Source organism: Solibacillus sp. FSL K6-1554, assembly GCF_038005185.1.
GTDB lineage: Bacteria > Bacillota > Bacilli > Bacillales_A > Planococcaceae > Solibacillus > Solibacillus silvestris.
Genome location: NZ_JBBOSS010000001.1, coordinates 1,624,234 through 1,642,214, shown reverse-complemented (window position 1 = coordinate 1,642,214; position 17,981 = coordinate 1,624,234). Strand labels below are relative to the sequence as shown.

Annotated in this window: 20 protein-coding genes and 1 riboswitch; of the genes, 7 read left to right on the top strand and 13 right to left on the bottom strand. The window is 40.2% G+C overall.

Annotated features, from left to right (window positions below):
• Positions 1 to 55 precede the first annotated feature (55 nt).
• The gene (locus MHB58_RS07925; protein WP_014824122.1) at positions 56 to 823 is read left to right on the top strand and encodes a 3-hydroxybutyrate dehydrogenase; all 768 of its coding nucleotides are present in this window, start codon (positions 56 to 58) and stop codon (positions 821 to 823) included.
• Between the two features lie 378 nt (positions 824 to 1,201).
• Here MHB58_RS07925 and MHB58_RS07920 read toward each other — a convergent pair whose 3' ends face one another.
• On the bottom strand, positions 1,202 to 2,089 hold the full coding sequence (locus MHB58_RS07920) for an alpha/beta hydrolase fold domain-containing protein (protein WP_014824123.1): 888 nt from the start codon (positions 2,087 to 2,089) through the stop codon (positions 1,202 to 1,204).
• 239 nt (positions 2,090 to 2,328) lie between these two features.
• Between MHB58_RS07920 and MHB58_RS07915 the strand changes: the two genes are divergently transcribed.
• Positions 2,329 to 2,754: a hypothetical protein gene (locus tag MHB58_RS07915; protein WP_008406614.1), complete on the top strand. Its 426-nt coding sequence runs from the start codon at positions 2,329 to 2,331 to the stop codon at positions 2,752 to 2,754.
• A gap of 1 nt (position 2,755) precedes the next feature.
• Entirely contained in the window at positions 2,756 to 3,070 is a 315-nt protein-coding gene (locus MHB58_RS07910; protein WP_014824125.1) for a hypothetical protein, read from the top strand.
• Between the two features lie 35 nt (positions 3,071 to 3,105).
• On the opposite strand, the gene dut is transcribed toward MHB58_RS07910, so the two are convergent.
• Complete coding sequence (dut, locus tag MHB58_RS07905) at positions 3,106 to 3,543, bottom strand: dUTP diphosphatase (protein ID WP_041865765.1); 438 nt, start codon at positions 3,541 to 3,543, stop codon at positions 3,106 to 3,108.
• A 171-nt stretch (positions 3,544 to 3,714) separates the two neighbouring features.
• Positions 3,715 to 3,897, top strand: a riboswitch (cobalamin riboswitch).
• 157 nt (positions 3,898 to 4,054) lie between these two features.
• Between dut and MHB58_RS07900 the strand changes: the two genes are divergently transcribed.
• From MHB58_RS07900 to nrdF, 4 genes are read left to right on the top strand one after another with little or no spacing between them, the layout of a single operon-like run.
• Positions 4,055 to 4,279, top strand: coding sequence for a glutaredoxin family protein (locus tag MHB58_RS07900; protein ID WP_014824127.1), 225 nt, complete (start codon positions 4,055 to 4,057; stop codon positions 4,277 to 4,279).
• Between the two features lie 38 nt (positions 4,280 to 4,317).
• Entirely contained in the window at positions 4,318 to 4,644 is a 327-nt protein-coding gene (locus tag MHB58_RS07895) for a ribonucleotide reductase stimulatory protein (RefSeq protein ID WP_232504491.1), read from the top strand.
• A complete protein-coding gene (gene nrdE / locus MHB58_RS07890; protein WP_014824129.1) occupies positions 4,641 to 6,734 on the top strand; it encodes a class 1b ribonucleoside-diphosphate reductase subunit alpha in 2,094 nt (697 codons plus the stop codon). Before MHB58_RS07895 ends, nrdE begins: the two co-directional genes overlap by 4 nt.
• Positions 6,722 to 7,684 (top strand): class 1b ribonucleoside-diphosphate reductase subunit beta, encoded by a 963-nt coding sequence (gene nrdF / locus MHB58_RS07885; RefSeq protein WP_340734974.1) that lies wholly within the window; start codon positions 6,722 to 6,724, stop codon positions 7,682 to 7,684. Before nrdE ends, nrdF begins: the two co-directional genes overlap by 13 nt.
• Before the next feature lie 41 nt (positions 7,685 to 7,725).
• On the opposite strand, the gene MHB58_RS07880 is transcribed toward nrdF, so the two are convergent.
• The 11 genes from MHB58_RS07880 to MHB58_RS07830 all read right to left on the bottom strand — a co-directional run bounded on the left by MHB58_RS07880 (position 7,726) and on the right by MHB58_RS07830 (position 17,981).
• Complete coding sequence (locus tag MHB58_RS07880) at positions 7,726 to 8,283, bottom strand: histidine phosphatase family protein (protein WP_340734973.1); 558 nt, start codon at positions 8,281 to 8,283, stop codon at positions 7,726 to 7,728.
• Positions 8,267 to 9,334 (bottom strand): pyridoxal phosphate-dependent aminotransferase, encoded by a 1,068-nt coding sequence (locus MHB58_RS07875; protein WP_340734972.1) that lies wholly within the window; start codon positions 9,332 to 9,334, stop codon positions 8,267 to 8,269. Before MHB58_RS07875 ends, MHB58_RS07880 begins: the two co-directional genes overlap by 17 nt.
• Positions 9,309 to 10,259, bottom strand: coding sequence for an adenosylcobinamide-phosphate synthase CbiB (cbiB, locus tag MHB58_RS07870; protein WP_340734971.1), 951 nt, complete (start codon positions 10,257 to 10,259; stop codon positions 9,309 to 9,311). Before cbiB ends, MHB58_RS07875 begins: the two co-directional genes overlap by 26 nt.
• Before the next feature lie 81 nt (positions 10,260 to 10,340).
• On the bottom strand, positions 10,341 to 11,537 hold the full coding sequence (locus MHB58_RS07865) for a CbiX/SirB N-terminal domain-containing protein (protein WP_065217075.1): 1,197 nt from the start codon (positions 11,535 to 11,537) through the stop codon (positions 10,341 to 10,343).
• Positions 11,488 to 12,225, bottom strand: a complete 738-nt coding sequence (locus MHB58_RS07860; RefSeq protein ID WP_340734970.1) for a sulfite reductase — start codon at positions 12,223 to 12,225, stop codon at positions 11,488 to 11,490. Before MHB58_RS07860 ends, MHB58_RS07865 begins: the two co-directional genes overlap by 50 nt.
• 69 nt (positions 12,226 to 12,294) lie before the next feature.
• Complete coding sequence (locus MHB58_RS07855) at positions 12,295 to 13,278, bottom strand: ABC transporter substrate-binding protein (RefSeq protein WP_340734969.1); 984 nt, start codon at positions 13,276 to 13,278, stop codon at positions 12,295 to 12,297.
• Between the two features lie 2 nt (positions 13,279 to 13,280).
• A complete protein-coding gene (locus tag MHB58_RS07850; RefSeq protein WP_340734968.1) occupies positions 13,281 to 14,066 on the bottom strand; it encodes an ABC transporter ATP-binding protein in 786 nt (261 codons plus the stop codon).
• A 1-nt stretch (position 14,067) separates the two neighbouring features.
• Positions 14,068 to 15,108 (bottom strand): FecCD family ABC transporter permease, encoded by a 1,041-nt coding sequence (locus MHB58_RS07845; RefSeq protein ID WP_340734967.1) that lies wholly within the window; start codon positions 15,106 to 15,108, stop codon positions 14,068 to 14,070.
• Positions 15,101 to 15,943 carry a class I SAM-dependent methyltransferase gene (locus tag MHB58_RS07840; protein WP_087617652.1) on the bottom strand — a complete coding sequence of 281 codons (843 nt, stop codon included), beginning with the start codon at positions 15,941 to 15,943 and terminating at the stop codon, positions 15,101 to 15,103. Before MHB58_RS07840 ends, MHB58_RS07845 begins: the two co-directional genes overlap by 8 nt.
• A 5-nt stretch (positions 15,944 to 15,948) precedes the next feature.
• Positions 15,949 to 17,442: a cobyric acid synthase gene (locus tag MHB58_RS07835; protein ID WP_339264308.1), complete on the bottom strand. Its 1,494-nt coding sequence runs from the start codon at positions 17,440 to 17,442 to the stop codon at positions 15,949 to 15,951.
• On the bottom strand, positions 17,442 to 17,981 hold the full coding sequence (locus MHB58_RS07830) for a cob(I)yrinic acid a,c-diamide adenosyltransferase (protein ID WP_339264306.1): 540 nt from the start codon (positions 17,979 to 17,981) through the stop codon (positions 17,442 to 17,444). Before MHB58_RS07830 ends, MHB58_RS07835 begins: the two co-directional genes overlap by 1 nt.

Here is a 17,981-nt window from a genome sequence, read left to right as displayed (position 1 = left end):
AATTAAATTTAAAGGAGCCAGCTCTTTTGGCTCCTCATCTAGGAGGCGTTTTTTTGTGGTACAAAATAAAGTGGTATTCATTACTGGTGCAGCACAAGGTATAGGATTTGAGATTGCGAAAGAGTTTTATACAAAAGGTGCTACTGTCGTGCTAACAGATATAAATGAAGAAAAAGTGAAAGAGGCAGCAAGCAGCCTTGGAGAACGAGCAATTGGACTTAAATGTGATGTAACAAATGAAGAAGAAATTATAGCTGCAATTAATGAAACGGTACAGAAGTTTGGTCGAATCGATATACTTATAAACAATGCTGGTATGCAACATGTTGCAATGATTGAAGATTTTCCGACAGAGCGTTTCGAACTGTTAATAAAAATAATGTTAACTGCTCCATTTGTATTAACTAAGCATGTGTTACCGCATATGAGAAAACAAAAATTTGGCCGTATTATTAATATGGCTTCTATTAACGGACTGGTTGGATTTGCAGGAAAAGCAGCCTATAATTCTGCCAAACATGGTGTTATTGGTCTCACAAAAGTTGCGGCACTTGAAACTGCATCAGATGGCATAACGGTTAACGCTATTTGTCCAGGCTATGTAGATACACCACTTGTTCGAAATCAATTGCAAGACTTAGCAGCAACACGCAATATACCTCTCGAAAACGTATTGGAAGAAGTGATTTACCCACTCGTTCCTCAAAAAAGATTACTTGATGTAAAAGAAATCTCTGATTTGTCTCTATTTATCTCAAGCGAGGGAGCAAAAGGAATGACTGGCCAGGCTATCGTTTTAGATGGCGGGTACACAGTGCAATAATTAATTCAAGGATGTTCACCTCTGTTCCCAGAGGCCGCATTCTTTAGCATGGCTTGTGCTTCGAAATCCAAGCTGACTTAGCATTGTTGGGGTCCTTAAGTCTTACGTAGAGAGCTTTATTAATAAATGGATGCCAAATTTATTAAGCAATGCAGGTGTGTAGAAATTTTTTTACCTTTCAACACACCTGTTTCCTGTTTGTCATCTGTAAACAGGCGATCAAAAAACTGCTGGAGGGATATTTAAAATTACCTGTGTAGCTGCTTACTTCCTACCTTATCAGCTATTGTTAACTTGGCCTCCTAATCTTTGTCCTCTGTTTTGATGTGTCGGATAATATACGTTTCCGTACTGTTAAAGCTCCCTTATTAATTCGTACTAATTTTTTATAATCTTAAGCAGTTGATTCATTGCTTTTTTTGCTTCCGGAATCGGAAATACCGGAAAAACATGGTTCATTTTTGGGTATTCGTAGTATTGAATTGCTACTCCCTGTTCTTTTGCTTTATCGAGAAGCATATTTGCATCGACTAACAGTAGTTCACCCGTCCCCACAAAAGCGGTAATTTGTCCAATGTCTATCAGTTCTCCATGTACAGGACTTATTTTGTAGTCGGTTAACTCCAAGCCATCCGCCCATAACCTGCCAAGCTCCTGTGCGCCTATCACTCCAAGCATCGGATCGAGTTTTTCAAGTTCTTTATAGCGCGGGTCTTCCCCTCGTACATCTAGCCAAGCAGAGTGTAGAACAATATGCTGCGGCTGCTTTTTCGAACATCGCTTTACATCCTGAGCCAACGCCATTGCCAACCCGCCTCCAGCAGAATCCCCCATAAAAATAAACGGTGCATCGTATTTTAAAACGAGATGATCATATAAGTCATGGATGGCAACAAAACACTCTCTATGTGTATGTTTAGGCAGCTTCGGATAAATTGGCACAACAATCGTGAAATTTGTCTCCTGTGCAAGCTTTACTAAATAACGCCAATGAAAAATCAGTGGATCATTAATATACGCTCCGCCGTGGAAATAGTAGATGACCTTTTCCGGTGTTTGCTGTTCATTAATTGTGTAATAGTGAATGCCATTCAATTCGTCTTTCTTTATTTGATGCTGATCTCTGAATTTAGCATCGAGTTCATACGGTTTCTCGTTATGCTTCATTGCAATAAAATCATCGAGCAGACGCAAATCCATAAACTTTTTCTTTGTTCCGCGCAGTATTAAAAACTTCTCAAACAACACACTTTGCACGCTTCGCATACAATGCCTCCATCCTATTTTTTCTACTATGATTCTTATCCATTCGACTAAAATTGATTGATCACCTTCTAAACGGATAAACGTTTCTATTTATCCTTATGCATACTTAGTACCTATTAGAAAAAAGTGTCGATTGTTTTAAGCACATTATTATCTCAATAAAACAAATCGCGATATAATTCTGAAACTTTTTCCCGACTTATCCGTAAATTAGGTAATAAATTCTAAAGGAGGGAATGATGGTGCTCATTGGATTTTACAGTGCTCTAATAATTTTCACTTTATTATTCATCATTGCAGCTTTCTTTTTTATACGGCAGTTCGTAAATAAGAAATCCTCCCCCTATAACATGAATACGTTTATGCTTGGTGTGCTAACGCTGTTCATGCTGATTGTAACGGGTATTTATGGATATGATTTTTATCATCTACAAGCGGGTAATCAGAAATTTGCGGAGGGGATTTGTGAAATCAACTTTGTAAACGGTCATGGGAGAAGTATTGATACGACTGAAGTAAAGATTGAAGATAATCTTTATAACATAAAGTCCGGTACTTACAAAGATCTACCTGATGGGCGTTATAATTGTGAACTTTCGTATTTACCGATTTCAAAAATTGTGACACAGATCGATATTCAGTCAAAAGGAGAGGAAGGAAACTAATATGGTTGATTTAGATTTTTTAATTCAGTACGGATTCATATTATTAGTGATTTCAATTACGACACTTGTCTTGTCTATGTATTTCCGGAAAAAGCCGAAAGTGGATAAAGGATTTAAGTTTGCCTATCATGGCCTATCATATCGCCGTAAATTTTTACGCACGATTTATTCAATCCCGTTTTGTATTTTTCCGTTAGCGATCATTTATTATTTTGAAAGGTTTTCCGCTAACTTTATATTTGTTACGCTGTTGCTCGTAATCGTATTTGTTTTTCAAATGTCATACAATTACATAAAGTGGAAAAAAGAAGATTAAAAGCCTGTGTTCATCCGAAAGCAGGCTTTTTTTCATTATTTCACTCCACTCGAACCAAAGCCCTTATCACCGCGCTCCGTAACCGACAGCTCGTCTGTTTCATCAATGAAAACTTGCGGAACATATTGAATGACTAGCTGGGCGATGCGCATTCCTTTCTCAATCGTAAAAGGTTCTTTCCCGTGATTGATTAAAATCACGCCGATTTCACCGCGATAGCCAGCATCGATCGTACCTGGACTATTTAACACCGTAATCCCATGTTTGAGTGCCAATCCACTACGTGGGCGTACTTGCGCTTCTGTTCCCTCCGGCAGTTCGATTTGAAGACCGGTTTTAATTAATGCGTATTCACCAGGCAATAAAACTTTTTCTTCAACCGCACTTAAATCCATCCCTGCATCCCCTTCCCGTGCCTGTTTCGGCAATACAGCATTCGGGTGGGTTTTCTTAATTTTTAATTGAATCGACATATTCAACCAACTTTCTCATTTATAAAATCTATTTACATTCAGTTATAACAAAACCATATTTTTTCTTTATTTTCAATAGGGAGTTTTCTAGAATTCTTAATGGATTTATGTTATCTTTCTTTAGGCTCTTTACTTTTATGTTGTTAAAGCTTATACTCAATTCAACTATATATTGTGTTTTTTTATCACGGTACTACTAAATGTAGTTTAAAAGGGAAGTTTGGTGTGAATCCAACGCTGTCCCCGCAACTGTAAATGCTGACTGAAGACGAATAGACCACTGTGCAATGCATGGGAAGGTATGTCTGACGGATGAAGCAAAGCCAGGAGACCTGCCGCGTTAAAACTACGTACATTTCTTCGGGGAATAGGAAATGGAGGCGCTCTTTTACTCGTTTCCATTTCAAGCTATCCTGTTTTCCGGGATAGCTTTTTTTGTTTTTTCTGCATGTTCCCCCATGACATGTGCACCACAATTACTAGTAATATTTAAATAGCGAGGGGTTCTATTATGAAACTTTATACGAAAACAATTTGTCCAAAATGCCTATGGGTAAAATCGGAGCTCAATGCTGCCAACTTGGAGGTCGAGGTTATTAATATTGACCATGATGAGAGCGCAAAACAAATAGTACTCGATGCAGGTTTTTTGTCTGTGCCGTTATTTGAAATCAACGGTGAATTTATCGCAGAGCCGACGTCAATTATCGATCGCATTTCTGAAATGACCGCATGATCATATTTGCTTCACGAACTGGTAATGTACGATCCATTGTGCAAAAACTCGGCTTGCCCGCAAAGGATCTGACGGAAGTAGAGAAAATGGATGAACCGTATCTTCTATTTACGTATACGGATGGATTAGGCTCTGTTCCCCCTATCGTCGACCAGTTCATGACTGCGAACTTTGATCTATGCAAAGGAATTATCGTAAGCGGAAACCGTAATTTTGGTCATGCTTTTTTCGGCCGTGCAGGTGACCTTTTAGCTGCACAATACGGAATTCCGTTAATCGAAAAAGTGGAAATGCGAGGAACTCCGGCGAATTATGAAGCGATTACAGATTACTACTACTCCATTTGGAAAGAGGCATCGATATGAAACAATATTTAAAATTAAATAACGATATTCTAAACCGTTACCGTGCTACCGGTGACTTGGATCTGGCGAAAGACAAAGAAGCAACACGCCGCTATTTCCTGGAAGACGTGAATGTCCGTTTACGCTACTTTATCGATATCGAGGAAAAAGTGCGTTATTTAGTCGATGAAGGCTATTACGAAAAAGAGTTTTTGGAATTGTACTCGATGGACTTTATTAAACAAATGTACAAAAAAGCCTATTCCTACAAGTTCCGGTTTCCTTCATTCATGAGTGCTTCGAAGTTCTACGAAAGCTATGCGATGAAAAGCCGGGACGGAAAAGAAATTCTGGAAAAGTATGAAGACCGAATCGTCATTATCGCCCTGTATTTAGCACAAGGCGATGAAGCATTGGCTGAAAAGGCCATCGAAGCGGTAATGACTGCCTACCAGCCGGCAACCCCAACTGCCCTAAACAGCGGAAAAAAAGCGCGCGGTGAGCTAGTCTCATGTTTTAAACTGACGATGGACGATACGATGAATTCAATCGCTGAGAATATCGGCTATTGTCTTGAACTTTCCCGCTTAGGCGGCGGTGTCGGGGTAAACTTGACCGATCTGCGTCCGTTGGGTGATCCGATTAAAGGGATCTTAAATCGTGCGAGCGGGGTTATGCCTGTTGCGAAACTGCTGGAAAATTCGTTCTCGTATTCGAATCAGCTTGGTCAACGAAATGGTTCCGGAGTGGTCTATCTAAATGTTTTCCACGGCGATATCGAGGCATTTATTTCGTCTAAAAAACCAAATGCAGACGATAAAATCCGACTTGCTACGTTATCTACAGGGATTATTCTTCCCGATATTTTCTTTGAATTAATGCGCCGCGATAAAGATATCGTATTGTTTAGTTCTTATGATATTTTCAAAGAATACGGCAAACGCATGTCGGAAATTTCGATTACGGAAATGTACTACGAATTTTTGGATAATCCAAACATCCGTAAACTGAAACGTTTAAACGCCCGTAAATTGTATACGGAAATTAAAAAGGCGCAATTTGAATCGGGTTACCCGTTCGAAATATTCGATGATAATGTCAATAACACCCACCCATTAAAGGAAATCGGGCGTGTGAAGATGTCGAATCTATGCACCGAAATTCTTCAGTATCAACAAACAAGCGTTGTTACCGATCAAAACGAGCCGAATGAATACGGCCTCGATGTTTCTTGCAATTTAGGATCGATCGACATTCACGAAGCAACGAAAGTTCAGGATTTCGGACAGCTTGTCGATACGGCAATGCGTCTTTTAACGAATGTTTCTACGATGACCGATATCGTCAACGTTCCTTCTGTGTCCAAAGCCAACAAAGTGATGCACTCTGTCGGATTGGGTGTTATGAACTTGCATGGGCACCTTGTACAAAGCGGAATCCGTTATGGTTCCAAAGAGTCGATCGAATTTATCGATGCGTTTATGGAATCACTGAACTATCACTCGTTAAAAGCATCAATGGAAATCGCGAAGCAAAAGAACGAAACGTTTTATCGATTTGAGGAAAGTGATTATGCGAGCGGGGTTTATTTTGAATCTTACGTAAATAAAGAAGAAAAAGAACTTACACCTGAAGTGATTAAAGCACTTGGGGGTACACCGATTATTACTCGGAATATGTGGGAACAGCTAAAGTCTGACGTACTGAAGCATGGTTTGTTCCACTCATACAGACTTGCGATTGCTCCAACTGGCTCTATTTCCTACATCCGCAGCTGTACGGCTTCCATCTCCCCTGTTACAGAACGCGTGGAAGTTCGTGATTATGCGGACAGTCGAACAATTTATCCGATGCCATTTTTAACGAATGATAACCAGGAACTTTATACCGAAGCCTATGAAGTAAACCCGTATGAACTGATCGACCTTTACGCAGCCGCGCAAAAGCATGTCGACCAGGGGATTTCCATGACACTATACGTGACGGACCAGTGGAACACAGAACAATTGGCAAAAGCTTATATTTATGCGTGGACGAAAGGCATTAAAACCGTTTATTACGTACGCCAGCGTTTACTTACAATTGAGGAGTGTGTCGCATGTCAAATTTAACGTATAAAGCGGTCAACTGGAATACCCCGACGAGTGAACTCGCTCGTATTTTTTGGGACCAGCAATGGAAACAAATATGGTTCCCCGAAGAAATTGCAGTCAGTAAAGACGTCAAACAATGGAAGGAATTCGAGCACCAGGATACATACAAAAAAGTGTTCGGCGGCCTGACTTTGCTTGATACGGTACAAACGAACATTGGCATGAATGAAATTGCCAAGTACACACCTGATTTCCAAGAGAAAGCGGTGTTAACCGTATTCGGATCTTTTGAAGCAATCCATGCAAAGTCTTATTCATATATTTTTACAACACTATGTACAAACACTGAAATCGACGAAGTTTTCGAATGGGTGCAAAAAAATGAGTTTCTTCAATATAAAGCAAACCGCATTGGCGAAGTATACACCGCTATAAAAGAAGATGACCCGGAAAGCTTATGGAAAGCAATGTTCGCTTCAGTTATGCTGGAAAGCTTCTTATTCTATTCCGGCTTCTTCTATCCTCTTTATTTAGGAGGACAAGGTGTACTGCGAAATAGTGCGGAAGTGATTAGCTTAATCTTGCGTGACGAATCAATTCACGGAGTAGCGGTGGGCTTTTTCGCTCAGAACATTTTCAAAACGTTCACAGCGGAAAAACAGCAGGAGCTTACTTTGTGGGGCTATGAATATTTACTCGATTTATATCAAAATGAAATGAAGTATACCGATGATTTATATGCAGAAACAGGGCTTTCTCCCGAAGTGAAAAAATACGTACGCTACAATGCTAATAAAGCGCTTATGAACTTGGGGCTCGATACGATGTTCCCAGACGAGGAAGTCAACCCGGTTGTCATGAACGGAATTTCCAATACTGGGTCAACGTATGATTTTTTCAGCCAAAAAGGATCAACGTATGCCGTTGCTAAAGTAGCTCCGATTACGGATGATACGTTTAAATTCTAAAAAAGAAACGCTATACCTAAAATTCGGTATAGCGTTTCTTCTTATTTAATATTGCTTTGTAATTGTTGGATGTCCCCTTCTACCGAAAAACAAGCAGCACCATTCAGTAAATAATCCCACAACTGGTTGTATGGCTGTTTATGAATCCCTGCAAACAAACAGGCGATGGCGACACCGTGAGAAACAACAGCGATTCTCCTATACGGTAACTGTGATAAATACTCGTGAAATGCAAGCATTCGTTTTGTTACCTCTTCAAAAGATTCCTGTGTCGTATTGACAAATAAATGTGGTGAATTCATATAACAATGATATTGTTCATCCTGTTGAAGGTCATTTATGTAGCTGCCTTGCCAATGCCCTAAGTGTATTTCACGCAAATTTTTGCTCTTATGAACAGTGCGGTTTGGAAACATGAGGTGTGCTGTTTGCAGCGCCCGATTCAAGTCACTGGAAAATACGATCTGCGGGTTCCATTTCACGGACATTGCCTGCTCTATTCCTTCTGTCGTCAGATCCGAATTAAGCCATCCTTGCAGCCGCCCTTCTCTATTCCAGACTGTTTCACCATGACGGTAGTAGTTAATGATTTTTGACATAATTCGTTATCTCATCCTTGCATTTAGTCCAGATTTCTTCACTTTTGACAGCGATTCGAAACCATACGCCGTCCAAGCCGACATAGTTTTTTGTATGGCGCAATACGATTCCTCGTTTTAATAAATACTCAAAAAATTTATCCGAATTATACTGTTCCGGTAATTGAAACAATAAGAAATTCGCTGCACTGTTAGATACTTTACAACCAATTAATTTTAAGTCCTTCACCATCTGACTTCGTAATTTACTGCTCTTTTCACGAGATTCCTTCACAAAATCCTTGTCATGTAAACAGAGACAGCCGATTTCATTTGCAATCGCGCTCACATTCCAATGCGGCAAGTAATGACGGAGTTTTCCTGCCTGTTGACCGATGACATAACCGAGACGAACCCCTGCCAGTGCATACATTTTTGTCATGGATCGTACGACAAATAAATTGGAATAGCTGTTTACCAATGAAACAATGCTCTCCGATTCATCGGTCCAGTCCATAAACGCTTCATCGACTACAAAATTGCAGTGGGGATACTTTTTAATCAACTGTTCAATCCAATGTTTTTTCAATAATACGCCTGTAGGATTATTCGGATTGCAAATATAGCAGGCATGGACATCTTTCAGCTGTTTTTCCAATATTTCCTCATTAAATCGATATGTTTCAATATCGTCAGCTAAAATAGAATGAATGACACAATTCTGCTGTTTTAGTGTTCTCGCATACTCCGAAAATGTTGGCTGTAACAAAGCAATCTCCTGTCCATTGAAAAGCTGTGCCAAAGCCATTAAGCCCTCTGCCGCACCGTTTGTGACGACAACTTGATCGGCTGCTACTTGGTGAACAGCTGCCGCTTGCGAACGAAATGGTTCTGCTTGTTCATCCGGGTAGCCAGTAATTTTTTCTAACAGGTTTAGCCACTGTTGCTTTACTTGCTTCGGTACCCCCAGATAATTGACATTTTCGCTCACATCGATGACTTGATCCGGCATTTTTAAATTCATCGCTTTATATAAGGCTGCCGCATTAGCCCCATGTGCAGGCAATTGCATACAATATTCCCCCTGTTATCACAACACACCATGTACAAACATACATGTGCCGGATCGCTTTTTTAATATGTATTCTTTGCATCGTTTCGTACGGTTCACCCATATAGGCACGGAAGGATTCCACCCCGCCATAACGATTAAACCCGCCTAAACGAATTCCTAACTGAACAGCAGTAGCGGCCTCCAAATATCCACTATTCGGGCTTGGATGTTTTTTAGCATCCTTTAGCCAGTTTTTATAGCGGTGTTTGAAAGGTTTTGCCGTCTCACATTTTGTAAATATAATAAGGAACCACCCTGAAATTCTGCTGGGCAGATAGTTCGCAACATCATCCAATTTAGCTGCAGCAAACCCAAAATCAGCATACCGTTCATTTTTATACCCGATCATCGAATCCAGCGTATTAATCGCTTTATAGCACCATGCACCGGTTGCACCAAAACATAACGCATACATAAGCGGAGCCGTCACACCGTCACTCGTATTTTCTGAAACCGTTTCAACGACACCCCGTACAATTTCCGGTTCATCCAGATGATTCGTATCACGGCCAACGATCCAGCTTAAATATTTTCTTGCTTCGGGTAAATCATTCGCTTCCAAGGAATCGTAAACGAGCATCGCCGCTTCTTTTAATGATTTCTGTGCTAGGGCTAAACTAATCAAAAAGATTTCGACTACAAGCCAAAGAAGAAAATGAACTTTCATTGCAAGAAAGACAATTAAGAAAACCGAGCCCGTTGTAATACTTATCGTGAGAAAAACTGTTAGTAAGCCATTGATCCGTCTTCCACTGCCATGATTCCATTTCTTTTCTAAAAAAGAAATCATGTTTCCGATATATATAACAGGATGTGTCCTTTTTTTCGGATCCCCAACAATGCAATCGATGAGCACTGCGATTACACAAATAATAAAATACATCGTGCCCCTCGCTCCTTTATTTTCGTTTGATAAGAAATGAAAATTCCAGTGCATATTCGATGCTCTGGATAAACTTTAACATTAATGATGGTGGTGATGTTCATATCCATGTTCTTCTGCATATTTGCGGAAATTCTCTAAATCGATCATCCCTGTTGATGTACCGTCTAAAGCCTGGTCCATGCGCTCGAGCAAAACTTTCTTTAAATTCGGATGGTAGCCGAAATAATTTGCAAGTAAAAAATCTACATCTTCATATTGCTCTGTAAACTGCTGGACCATTTTAGCCATTCGTTCCATCAACACCCCAGTAAACAAGAAGTATGGAAGCATCACAATTTTTTTTGCTCCAAGTCTTATACAGCGTTCAATCCCTTGTTCTACTGATGGGGTCGTTACGCCCATAAATGCACTTTCTACTATAGGAACGTCTAGTTTTTCCCATAATAAACGGGTAATTTTATAGAAATCGCCATTTGCATATGGATCACTGCCGCCGCGAGCAATAAGTAAAATAGCTGTGTCGTCATGTTTTTCATCAGGATTGAAGCCTACTTCTGTTAATCGCGACTTAAGAATTTCGAAAATTTCTTCATGAATCCCAATTGTTTGACCATATGTAAAGCGAACATCCGGAAAATGCTCTCTTGCATGTTCGATTTCGGCCGGGATGTGCATTTTTGAGTGTCCTGCGTGTAATAAGATGATGGGAATTACATGGACTTCATCCGCGCCTCTTTCAACACATAGCTGAATCCCATCTTCTATATTCGGCGAAGCAAATTCCAGAAAACAAGTTTCAACTAGTAGTGCTGGATCAATATACGTTTTCGTCTGCTCGACAAACTGACGTACTTCCTCATTTCCAGCCTCTAATCTACTACCATGCCCGACAAATAATACTGCTTTTTTCAATGGTCCTCTTCCTTTTTTATATTTATCGATCCCTTTAATTCGATTTTCACGTCGGATTCTTTCCCCATGTTCCACCGAATAAATAATGGATGATTCTTCTGCAGTATCCTGAACTATTGCACGAGATGTTTCCTCGTCTTGAACGGAATACCATGTCCCTTTCGGATAATCGATGACAACACATTTATCTTTACATCGACCATTACAACGGGTACGTGATGTATGAATCATTTCATCTAAACGATTTTTACGAATTTCATCCCGGATTTGCTTTGTTACTTCTTCTGCACCTGCACCCATACAGGTAGCCCCATTACAAATTAACAGATGGCGCTGCATTTGGTTTAAATTCCAAGTTGTCATAGAGTCCTCCTTTTTGTAGTTGATCAAAGTAAGTTTTATTTTTGTGCACGAACGCCGAAAACTTATCGATTGATGATGCATTGTACTTTCCTAATATATTTTTTACAAGATCGATCACTTGATTTTCCGGTACTTTTTTTAATAATAGATGCCCGGAACTGGCACGTCTCCCCATTGAAATCGCGCCTCCGTATATATCAACTTTGCCATTATGAAAAATGAGTGCCAAGTCATCCTGAACCGCGTTATAGCATGCTTGGGTGCATGCATTAAAGCCGATGCGTACCCTATTTTTTAATGGCATTTGTTCAACTTGTTCTAGTAAGTCCTTTGCAAGTGGTAAACCGTCTAACAAATCCCCATCACAAAAGTCGCAACATTTAAATAAAGCACTTGGTGTTTGGGATGCCACATACAAATTCACTTCCGTTAATTTTTCCATTGCCTGTTCAATATGTGAACGATGGACAGTAACAATAAAACTATGGCCGGCAGAATATTTTACAGCGCCAGATTTTTCAAGATTCGCTATCACAATCAGCTGATCACTTGTTAAATGTTTGTTTATTAACCCTGGTCGTATAATTAATGCTACATAGTCATCCGTTGCTTTTAATTTTGCAAACGTCTTGTTCGGCATCGGCAGCTGCAACGCCTTTTCAAAATTTTTCTTAGCATATTCTTGCATATATACACCGCTCCCATTCATCAATTACGCACTTTTGTCGACTGGTGGAATCCCTTTGATTTTGAAAGATTAGAATGAATCAGGGTAAAGACCTTTTACAATAATTTCAAGCGCTTCTGCCACACGAACACCTTCTGATGCAGCCGATAATGGTAAAACAACAAAACGCTCATTTTGTACTGCCGGTGTTTGGCTCAGTGCCGGATCATTTTTCAGGAAATTAATTTTCTCTTCTGCTGTAGTAGAACCGTAATCAATTACAATAATAGCTTCCGGATTACGTTCTACAGCATCTTCTTTTGAAACTGTAGCCCAGTTTTTCTCGATATCACCAAAAATATTATTTGCTCCCGCCATTTTCACGAGAGTGTTCATAAAGTTTTGAGTGGCTGTAAATACATCTTTATCACCACTATCAAATACTAGAACATCAATTGGTTTGTCCACAGTAGGAACTTTTTCTTTAATTTTTTCAATATCAGCGTTCATTTCTTCTATCAATGTTTCTCCGCGCTCTTCAACACGAAAAATTTTTGCGATATTACGGATATCCGTGTAAATATCCTCTAACTCCGGAGCCACTTTTACTGAGGAAGACTGCAGGTAACTGCCGATTCCCAATTGTTCCATTTCTTCGCGTGACATTAAGTTTTTCTCATTAAAGGCACTTGCCCAGCCACCGTAAATGAAATCAGCTTCTGTTGAGATAACCTGTTCTTTCGAAGGATATTGTTCAGCCAGTACCGGAACCTGGTCATACGCTTCTTGTAACGGAGGATAAATCTGGTCGTCCAAGTAAGCTGTACCTACCATCGATTCTTCCAAGCCGAGTGCAAGCATTACTTCTGTTACATGCTGATTTATGGAAATCGCTTTTTTGGGAGCTTCTTTATATGTAATGGACATGCCTTCATTTTCAATTGTTACTGCCTGAACTGTTTCATCCGAATCTGTTGTCGCCTGTTTTATACTTTGTTCCTCATCCGAACATGCCCCTAAAATTAATGCTGATGCTAGGGCAAACGGAGCCCATAGATTTTTACGAATCTTCATTGTTAATCTCCTATAGTATCTATTCGTGTATTTGTATAAAAAAATAAATGCATTTTCCCTGTGAACGGATTTTTAGAAATCCCTGCATCTATATGAAATACTTCTTTTAACATCGGGGTCGTCAATACATTTTCCGGTGAACCTTGAATATGTAATGTTCCATCGTTCATAACAATTAACTCATCACAATAGGCTGCAGCTAAATTTAAATCATGTAACGCCGCAATGATCGTAATCGGTAAATCTTTGACTAAATCCATTAAATGGAGCTGGTGTTCAATATCCAAATGATTTGTCGGTTCATCCAATATGAGAATACTTGCCTGCTGTGCCAATGCACGTGCGAGCATTACTCGTTTTTTTTCGCCACCTGATAAATTACTTAATGTACGATTGGCTAAATGAGCAATATTTGCTAATTTCATGCTTCTGTACACGATTGACATATCTTCTGAGTTATCAGAACTGAGCCAGCCTTTAAAAGGGGTGCGTCCCATCATTACCAAATCTTTTACTGTAAAATCAAATAATATAGCGGACTCTTGACTAACGACCGCCATTTGTCTTGCCAGTTTTTTCGGGGAAATATCCCAGACTTCCTGTTCATGCAAAGTTACTTTTCCCGATGATTGTTTCAGGTGACGGTACAAAATCTTAAGCATTGTTGATTTACCACTGCCGTTTGGACCAATAATCCCTATAAATTTTCCTTCGATGATTTCCAAAGAAATGCTTTTCAAAATCTCCTTATCATCCACCGAATATTCAACTTGTTGTAGCTGGATCATCTCATTCTCCTTCCCCAAATGCATAGCGCTCGCGACGAAGCATCCAAATAAAGAACGGACTGCCAAATAATGCGGTAATAATTCCGATTGGCATCTCTTCTGGTGCAATTGCAATACGTGCACCCATATCAGCCCAAATAATAATAATGGCTCCAAGCAGCGCACTTAGCGGTAAAACTACTTTATAATTGGACCCGACAATCATCCGTACAATATGTGGGACAATGAGACCGACAAATCCGATACTCCCGCTTACAGCAACTACGACGCCGGTTAGTAAAGATACAATGATAATAATGAACAGCCTGAATCGTTCAATATGAATCCCTAAAGTCGATGCTGTTTCTTCACCTAGTAACAGTGCGTTCAGTTGACGATAGCTTAGTAGTAATAATGGAAATACGATACAAAAAGTAACTAAAGGTATTCCGAGATTTGACCACTTTGCCCCGCCTAAACTGCCAAGCATCCAAAACATGACTGCCTGAACACCGCCCTGTTCTTTCGAAATCATCAACATAAAGTTGGTCATCGCACCTAACACCATGGAAACCGCAATCCCCGACAGCAATAATCGAATCATCGAAGTTTTCCCGTTCACACGGGCAAGCATAAATACAATCATTACGGCAAATATTGCACCAAAAAAAGCGGCAAGCGATAAAGCAAACACTCCGAAAAAGCTAAATGCACCGAATAAAATTACTGAAGTTGCCCCGACAGATGCTCCCGACGAAACACCGAGTATGTAAGGATCTGCAATGGAATTCTTTACTAGAGCCTGTATTGCGGCACCCGATATTGCCAATGATGCTCCGACTAGAAGTGCCAATAGTACACGTGGCACCCGGATTTCCCAAATAATTATTTGCTGCGCCTTAGAAGCGTTTGTTTCACTTAAAATTCCTGTTTTAAAAAGTAAAACCTCAATAATTAACTGGGGTGTGATCCCTACAGAACCTACCATGATTGCACCAATAATCGATATGACGAGCACAATGATTAAAATAGGCATCCATAGCCAAAGTTTTTTTTTATTCATAAAAGTTTACCGGCTCCCAACTAATGATCGCTGCATAAAATTTATGACGGTAAACAATCTTGCCTTCCTCCACTTTAACGAATCGGGCAAGTGCCTCTTTAACATGCTCTAAATCAAACGGATTCGATAATATTTTTTTACTTTGTGCTTCAAAGAGCGCTTCATAACTGTCATAGTAATAAACACGTTCCAATGGCAGCATTTCGCAATCTGCATAAATTCCTAATTGGTACAGCATATTTAAAATTTCAATATAGTCTCTTCTGGGATATTTAATCTGATAGTGATATTCTTTCGCTAAAACATCATAATGTGGTTGAATTGGACCTGTTGTTAAACCGATGATTGCTCTTTTCTTTGCGCAATTATTCATTTTCAGCAGTGCATCATTCATCTCATATATTCGGTAATAGCAATTGACCCCGATTACTATATCATGCTGTTCAACATCTGCTTCTTCCCACTTCGCATGGACAAAATTTACCGCATCGTCTTCCATGAAATACTGCTGCAGGTAGTTTAAAACACTTTTTGAGCCATCAACCAATGTCAGTTTTCCGACATCTTCTCTTAAGGGAAATGTATAATTCCCCCAACCTGGTCCCATTTCCAGACAGCTTGCACCCTGTGGTATGTATTGACGAATTTTTTCATAAATCGGAATGGCATGTGCATCCGTTTGTTTATAGGATTTTTTTTGCATCGATTGGGCCCAAAATGCTTCCTCCAATGCATCATTTTTCATCCGTTCCGGCATATTTCCATGCCAGTCCAGCATCCCTTCCTTCCAGAGCTGCTCAAAATCAATTGCAAGTGGCCCATGTAAAACAGCCATCAACTTCACCTCTTTTCAAACTTGGCTTCCGAAATAAACGAATAAATCTTCTCCATATCCAAATGCCCACGTACATGGCGGTCCAACAATTCATAGGCTTGTTCGCGACGTTCAAAATCGGATAACACTTCTCCTGTAATTGGCTCCATTCCTTTTTGCACACGGATTGTATTAAAATAATCGCGTGTAAATAGGCGATTTTGGAAAATCCCGTGAACGTATGTACCAAATACTTGTTCCGTATAGACACCATCTGTCCGGCCGTCATAAAATTGGATGAACGGCTTCAACGGTTTAGTCGCAACACTGCGACCTAAATGAATTTCATAGCCTGCAATCTCATGACCTGTGCAGCTTCTTCCCGAAACTTGAACCGTTTGCTTACTATTGATAAATGTTGTTTCGATCGGCAGCAGACCTAATGTCAAATACGTTCCGCCAGTGCTTTCAACCGCCTTTTCGTCACGGATAATCTCACCTAGCATCTGATAACCTCCACAAATACCGATAATGCGGACATTTTGATTCGCTAACTGTAAAATACCTTGCATCAACCCGGTTTGCTGAAGCCATAAAAAATCTTCCACCGTGTTTTTAGTCCCTGGTAAAATTACGACATCCGGATTTTTTAAATCACTAAGCGTTGAGACAAAGCGCACGCCTACACCAGGTTCTTCAAACAACGGATCCAAATCAGTAAAATTAGATATACGCGGTAAACGGATGATGGCGACATCAATGGCAAATTCGTGCTGCTGTGGCTTTTTCAAGCGCAAGCTGGATAGGGCCATCGAATCTTCTGCCTCAATTTGAACATCGAAATACGGAATAACGCCCAGTACAGGAATACCTGTATACTCCTCCAGCCAATCGATTCCACTTGTCAGCAGTTCTTTCATGCCACGAAACTTATTGATAATGATTCCTTTAACTCGTGCTTTTTCCGCATCATCCAATAACATCAATGTTCCGACGAGTGAAGCAAAAACACCACCGCGTTCAATATCCGCCACTAAAATCACTGTCGCGTCGGTCTCATGTGCCATTCGCATATTGGCAATATCACGGCTTTTCAAGTTAATTTCCGCAGGACTTCCCGCACCTTCCAAAACAAGAACATCATAGTTCTCCGATAAACGGTCAAGTGATGTACGAACTTCAGGCATGACCGCCTCTACAAATTGTTCACGATAACTGACCGCGTCCATATTGGCAAAATGTTTACCGTGCAGAATCACTTCCGACACCATATCCCCTTTTGGCTTCAGTAAAATCGGGTTCATATCTGTCGTTGCATCAATTTTTGCCGCTTCTGCCTGGACCCCTTGAGCACGCCCAATTTCTCCGCCATCTTTTGTAATATACGAATTCAGCGCCATATTTTGTGATTTAAACGGAGCAACCCGGTAACCGTCATTAACTAAGATGCGACATAATGCTGTACATAGTACACTTTTTCCCACATCGGATGCTGTGCCCTGAATCATGATTGCCTGCACTAAAACTCCAGCCCCTTCATAGCTGTGACATCCTGCTCGCTGTAATAATGTTTCGTTGCATCAACAGTTGAAACCAGATCAGCCATCGCAATAAGATCCGGATGTGCCGAACGTCCTGTAACGACTAAATGCATTGTGGCAGGTCGACTCCGAATTGCTTCAAGTACTTCCTCTAAAGGCAAAACATCATCGATTGGGAATTTTGAAATTGCCAATGCATTATTTAATTCATCCAAAACAAGTAAGTCCGTCGTTTCATCCTGCAATTCCTTTTTTACAATTTGCCAAGCCTTTTTTAACGCTTCTCTATGTTCTTCCGGTGTTTTTGTCCACGTAAAACCAATGCCAAGCTGAACGGTTTCAACACCTAATTTCCGAAGTGCAATTTGTTCTCCATATGTACGTTCCGGTGATTTAATAAACTGAAAATACTTCACCGTCATCCCACGGCCAATTGCACGTAAGGTTACACCTAATGAAGCGGTTGTTTTGCCTTTTCCTTCACCCGTATATACGAGCAGCATTCCTTTTCTCGCCAT

Excerpts from the sequence above, each read along its gene's own strand:
- MHB58_RS07920 (WP_014824123.1), bottom strand. The coding sequence starts at position 2,089 with ATGCGAAGCGTGCAAAGTGTGTTGTTTGAGAAGTTTTTAATACTGCGC.
- MHB58_RS07915 (WP_008406614.1), top strand. The coding sequence starts at position 2,329 with ATGGTGCTCATTGGATTTTACAGTGCTCTAATAATTTTCACTTTATTA.
- MHB58_RS07910 (WP_014824125.1), top strand. The coding sequence starts at position 2,756 with ATGGTTGATTTAGATTTTTTAATTCAGTACGGATTCATATTATTAGTG.
- dut (WP_041865765.1), bottom strand. The coding sequence starts at position 3,543 with ATGTCGATTCAATTAAAAATTAAGAAAACCCACCCGAATGCTGTATTG.
- MHB58_RS07900 (WP_014824127.1), top strand. The coding sequence starts at position 4,055 with ATGAAACTTTATACGAAAACAATTTGTCCAAAATGCCTATGGGTAAAA.
- nrdE (WP_014824129.1), top strand. The coding sequence starts at position 4,641 with ATGAAACAATATTTAAAATTAAATAACGATATTCTAAACCGTTACCGT.
- nrdF (WP_340734974.1), top strand. The coding sequence starts at position 6,722 with ATGTCAAATTTAACGTATAAAGCGGTCAACTGGAATACCCCGACGAGT.
- MHB58_RS07880 (WP_340734973.1), bottom strand. The coding sequence starts at position 8,283 with ATGTCAAAAATCATTAACTACTACCGTCATGGTGAAACAGTCTGGAAT.
- MHB58_RS07875 (WP_340734972.1), bottom strand. The coding sequence starts at position 9,334 with ATGCAATTGCCTGCACATGGGGCTAATGCGGCAGCCTTATATAAAGCG.
- cbiB (WP_340734971.1), bottom strand. The coding sequence starts at position 10,259 with ATGTATTTTATTATTTGTGTAATCGCAGTGCTCATCGATTGCATTGTT.
- MHB58_RS07865 (WP_065217075.1), bottom strand. The coding sequence starts at position 11,537 with ATGACAACTTGGAATTTAAACCAAATGCAGCGCCATCTGTTAATTTGT.
- MHB58_RS07860 (WP_340734970.1), bottom strand. The coding sequence starts at position 12,225 with ATGCAAGAATATGCTAAGAAAAATTTTGAAAAGGCGTTGCAGCTGCCG.
- MHB58_RS07855 (WP_340734969.1), bottom strand. The coding sequence starts at position 13,278 with ATGAAGATTCGTAAAAATCTATGGGCTCCGTTTGCCCTAGCATCAGCA.
- MHB58_RS07850 (WP_340734968.1), bottom strand. The coding sequence starts at position 14,066 with ATGATCCAGCTACAACAAGTTGAATATTCGGTGGATGATAAGGAGATT.
- MHB58_RS07845 (WP_340734967.1), bottom strand. The coding sequence starts at position 15,108 with ATGAATAAAAAAAAACTTTGGCTATGGATGCCTATTTTAATCATTGTG.
- MHB58_RS07840 (WP_087617652.1), bottom strand. The coding sequence starts at position 15,943 with ATGGCTGTTTTACATGGGCCACTTGCAATTGATTTTGAGCAGCTCTGG.
- MHB58_RS07830 (WP_339264306.1), bottom strand. The coding sequence starts at position 17,981 with ATGGCGAGAAAAGGAATGCTGCTCGTATATACGGGTGAAGGAAAAGGC.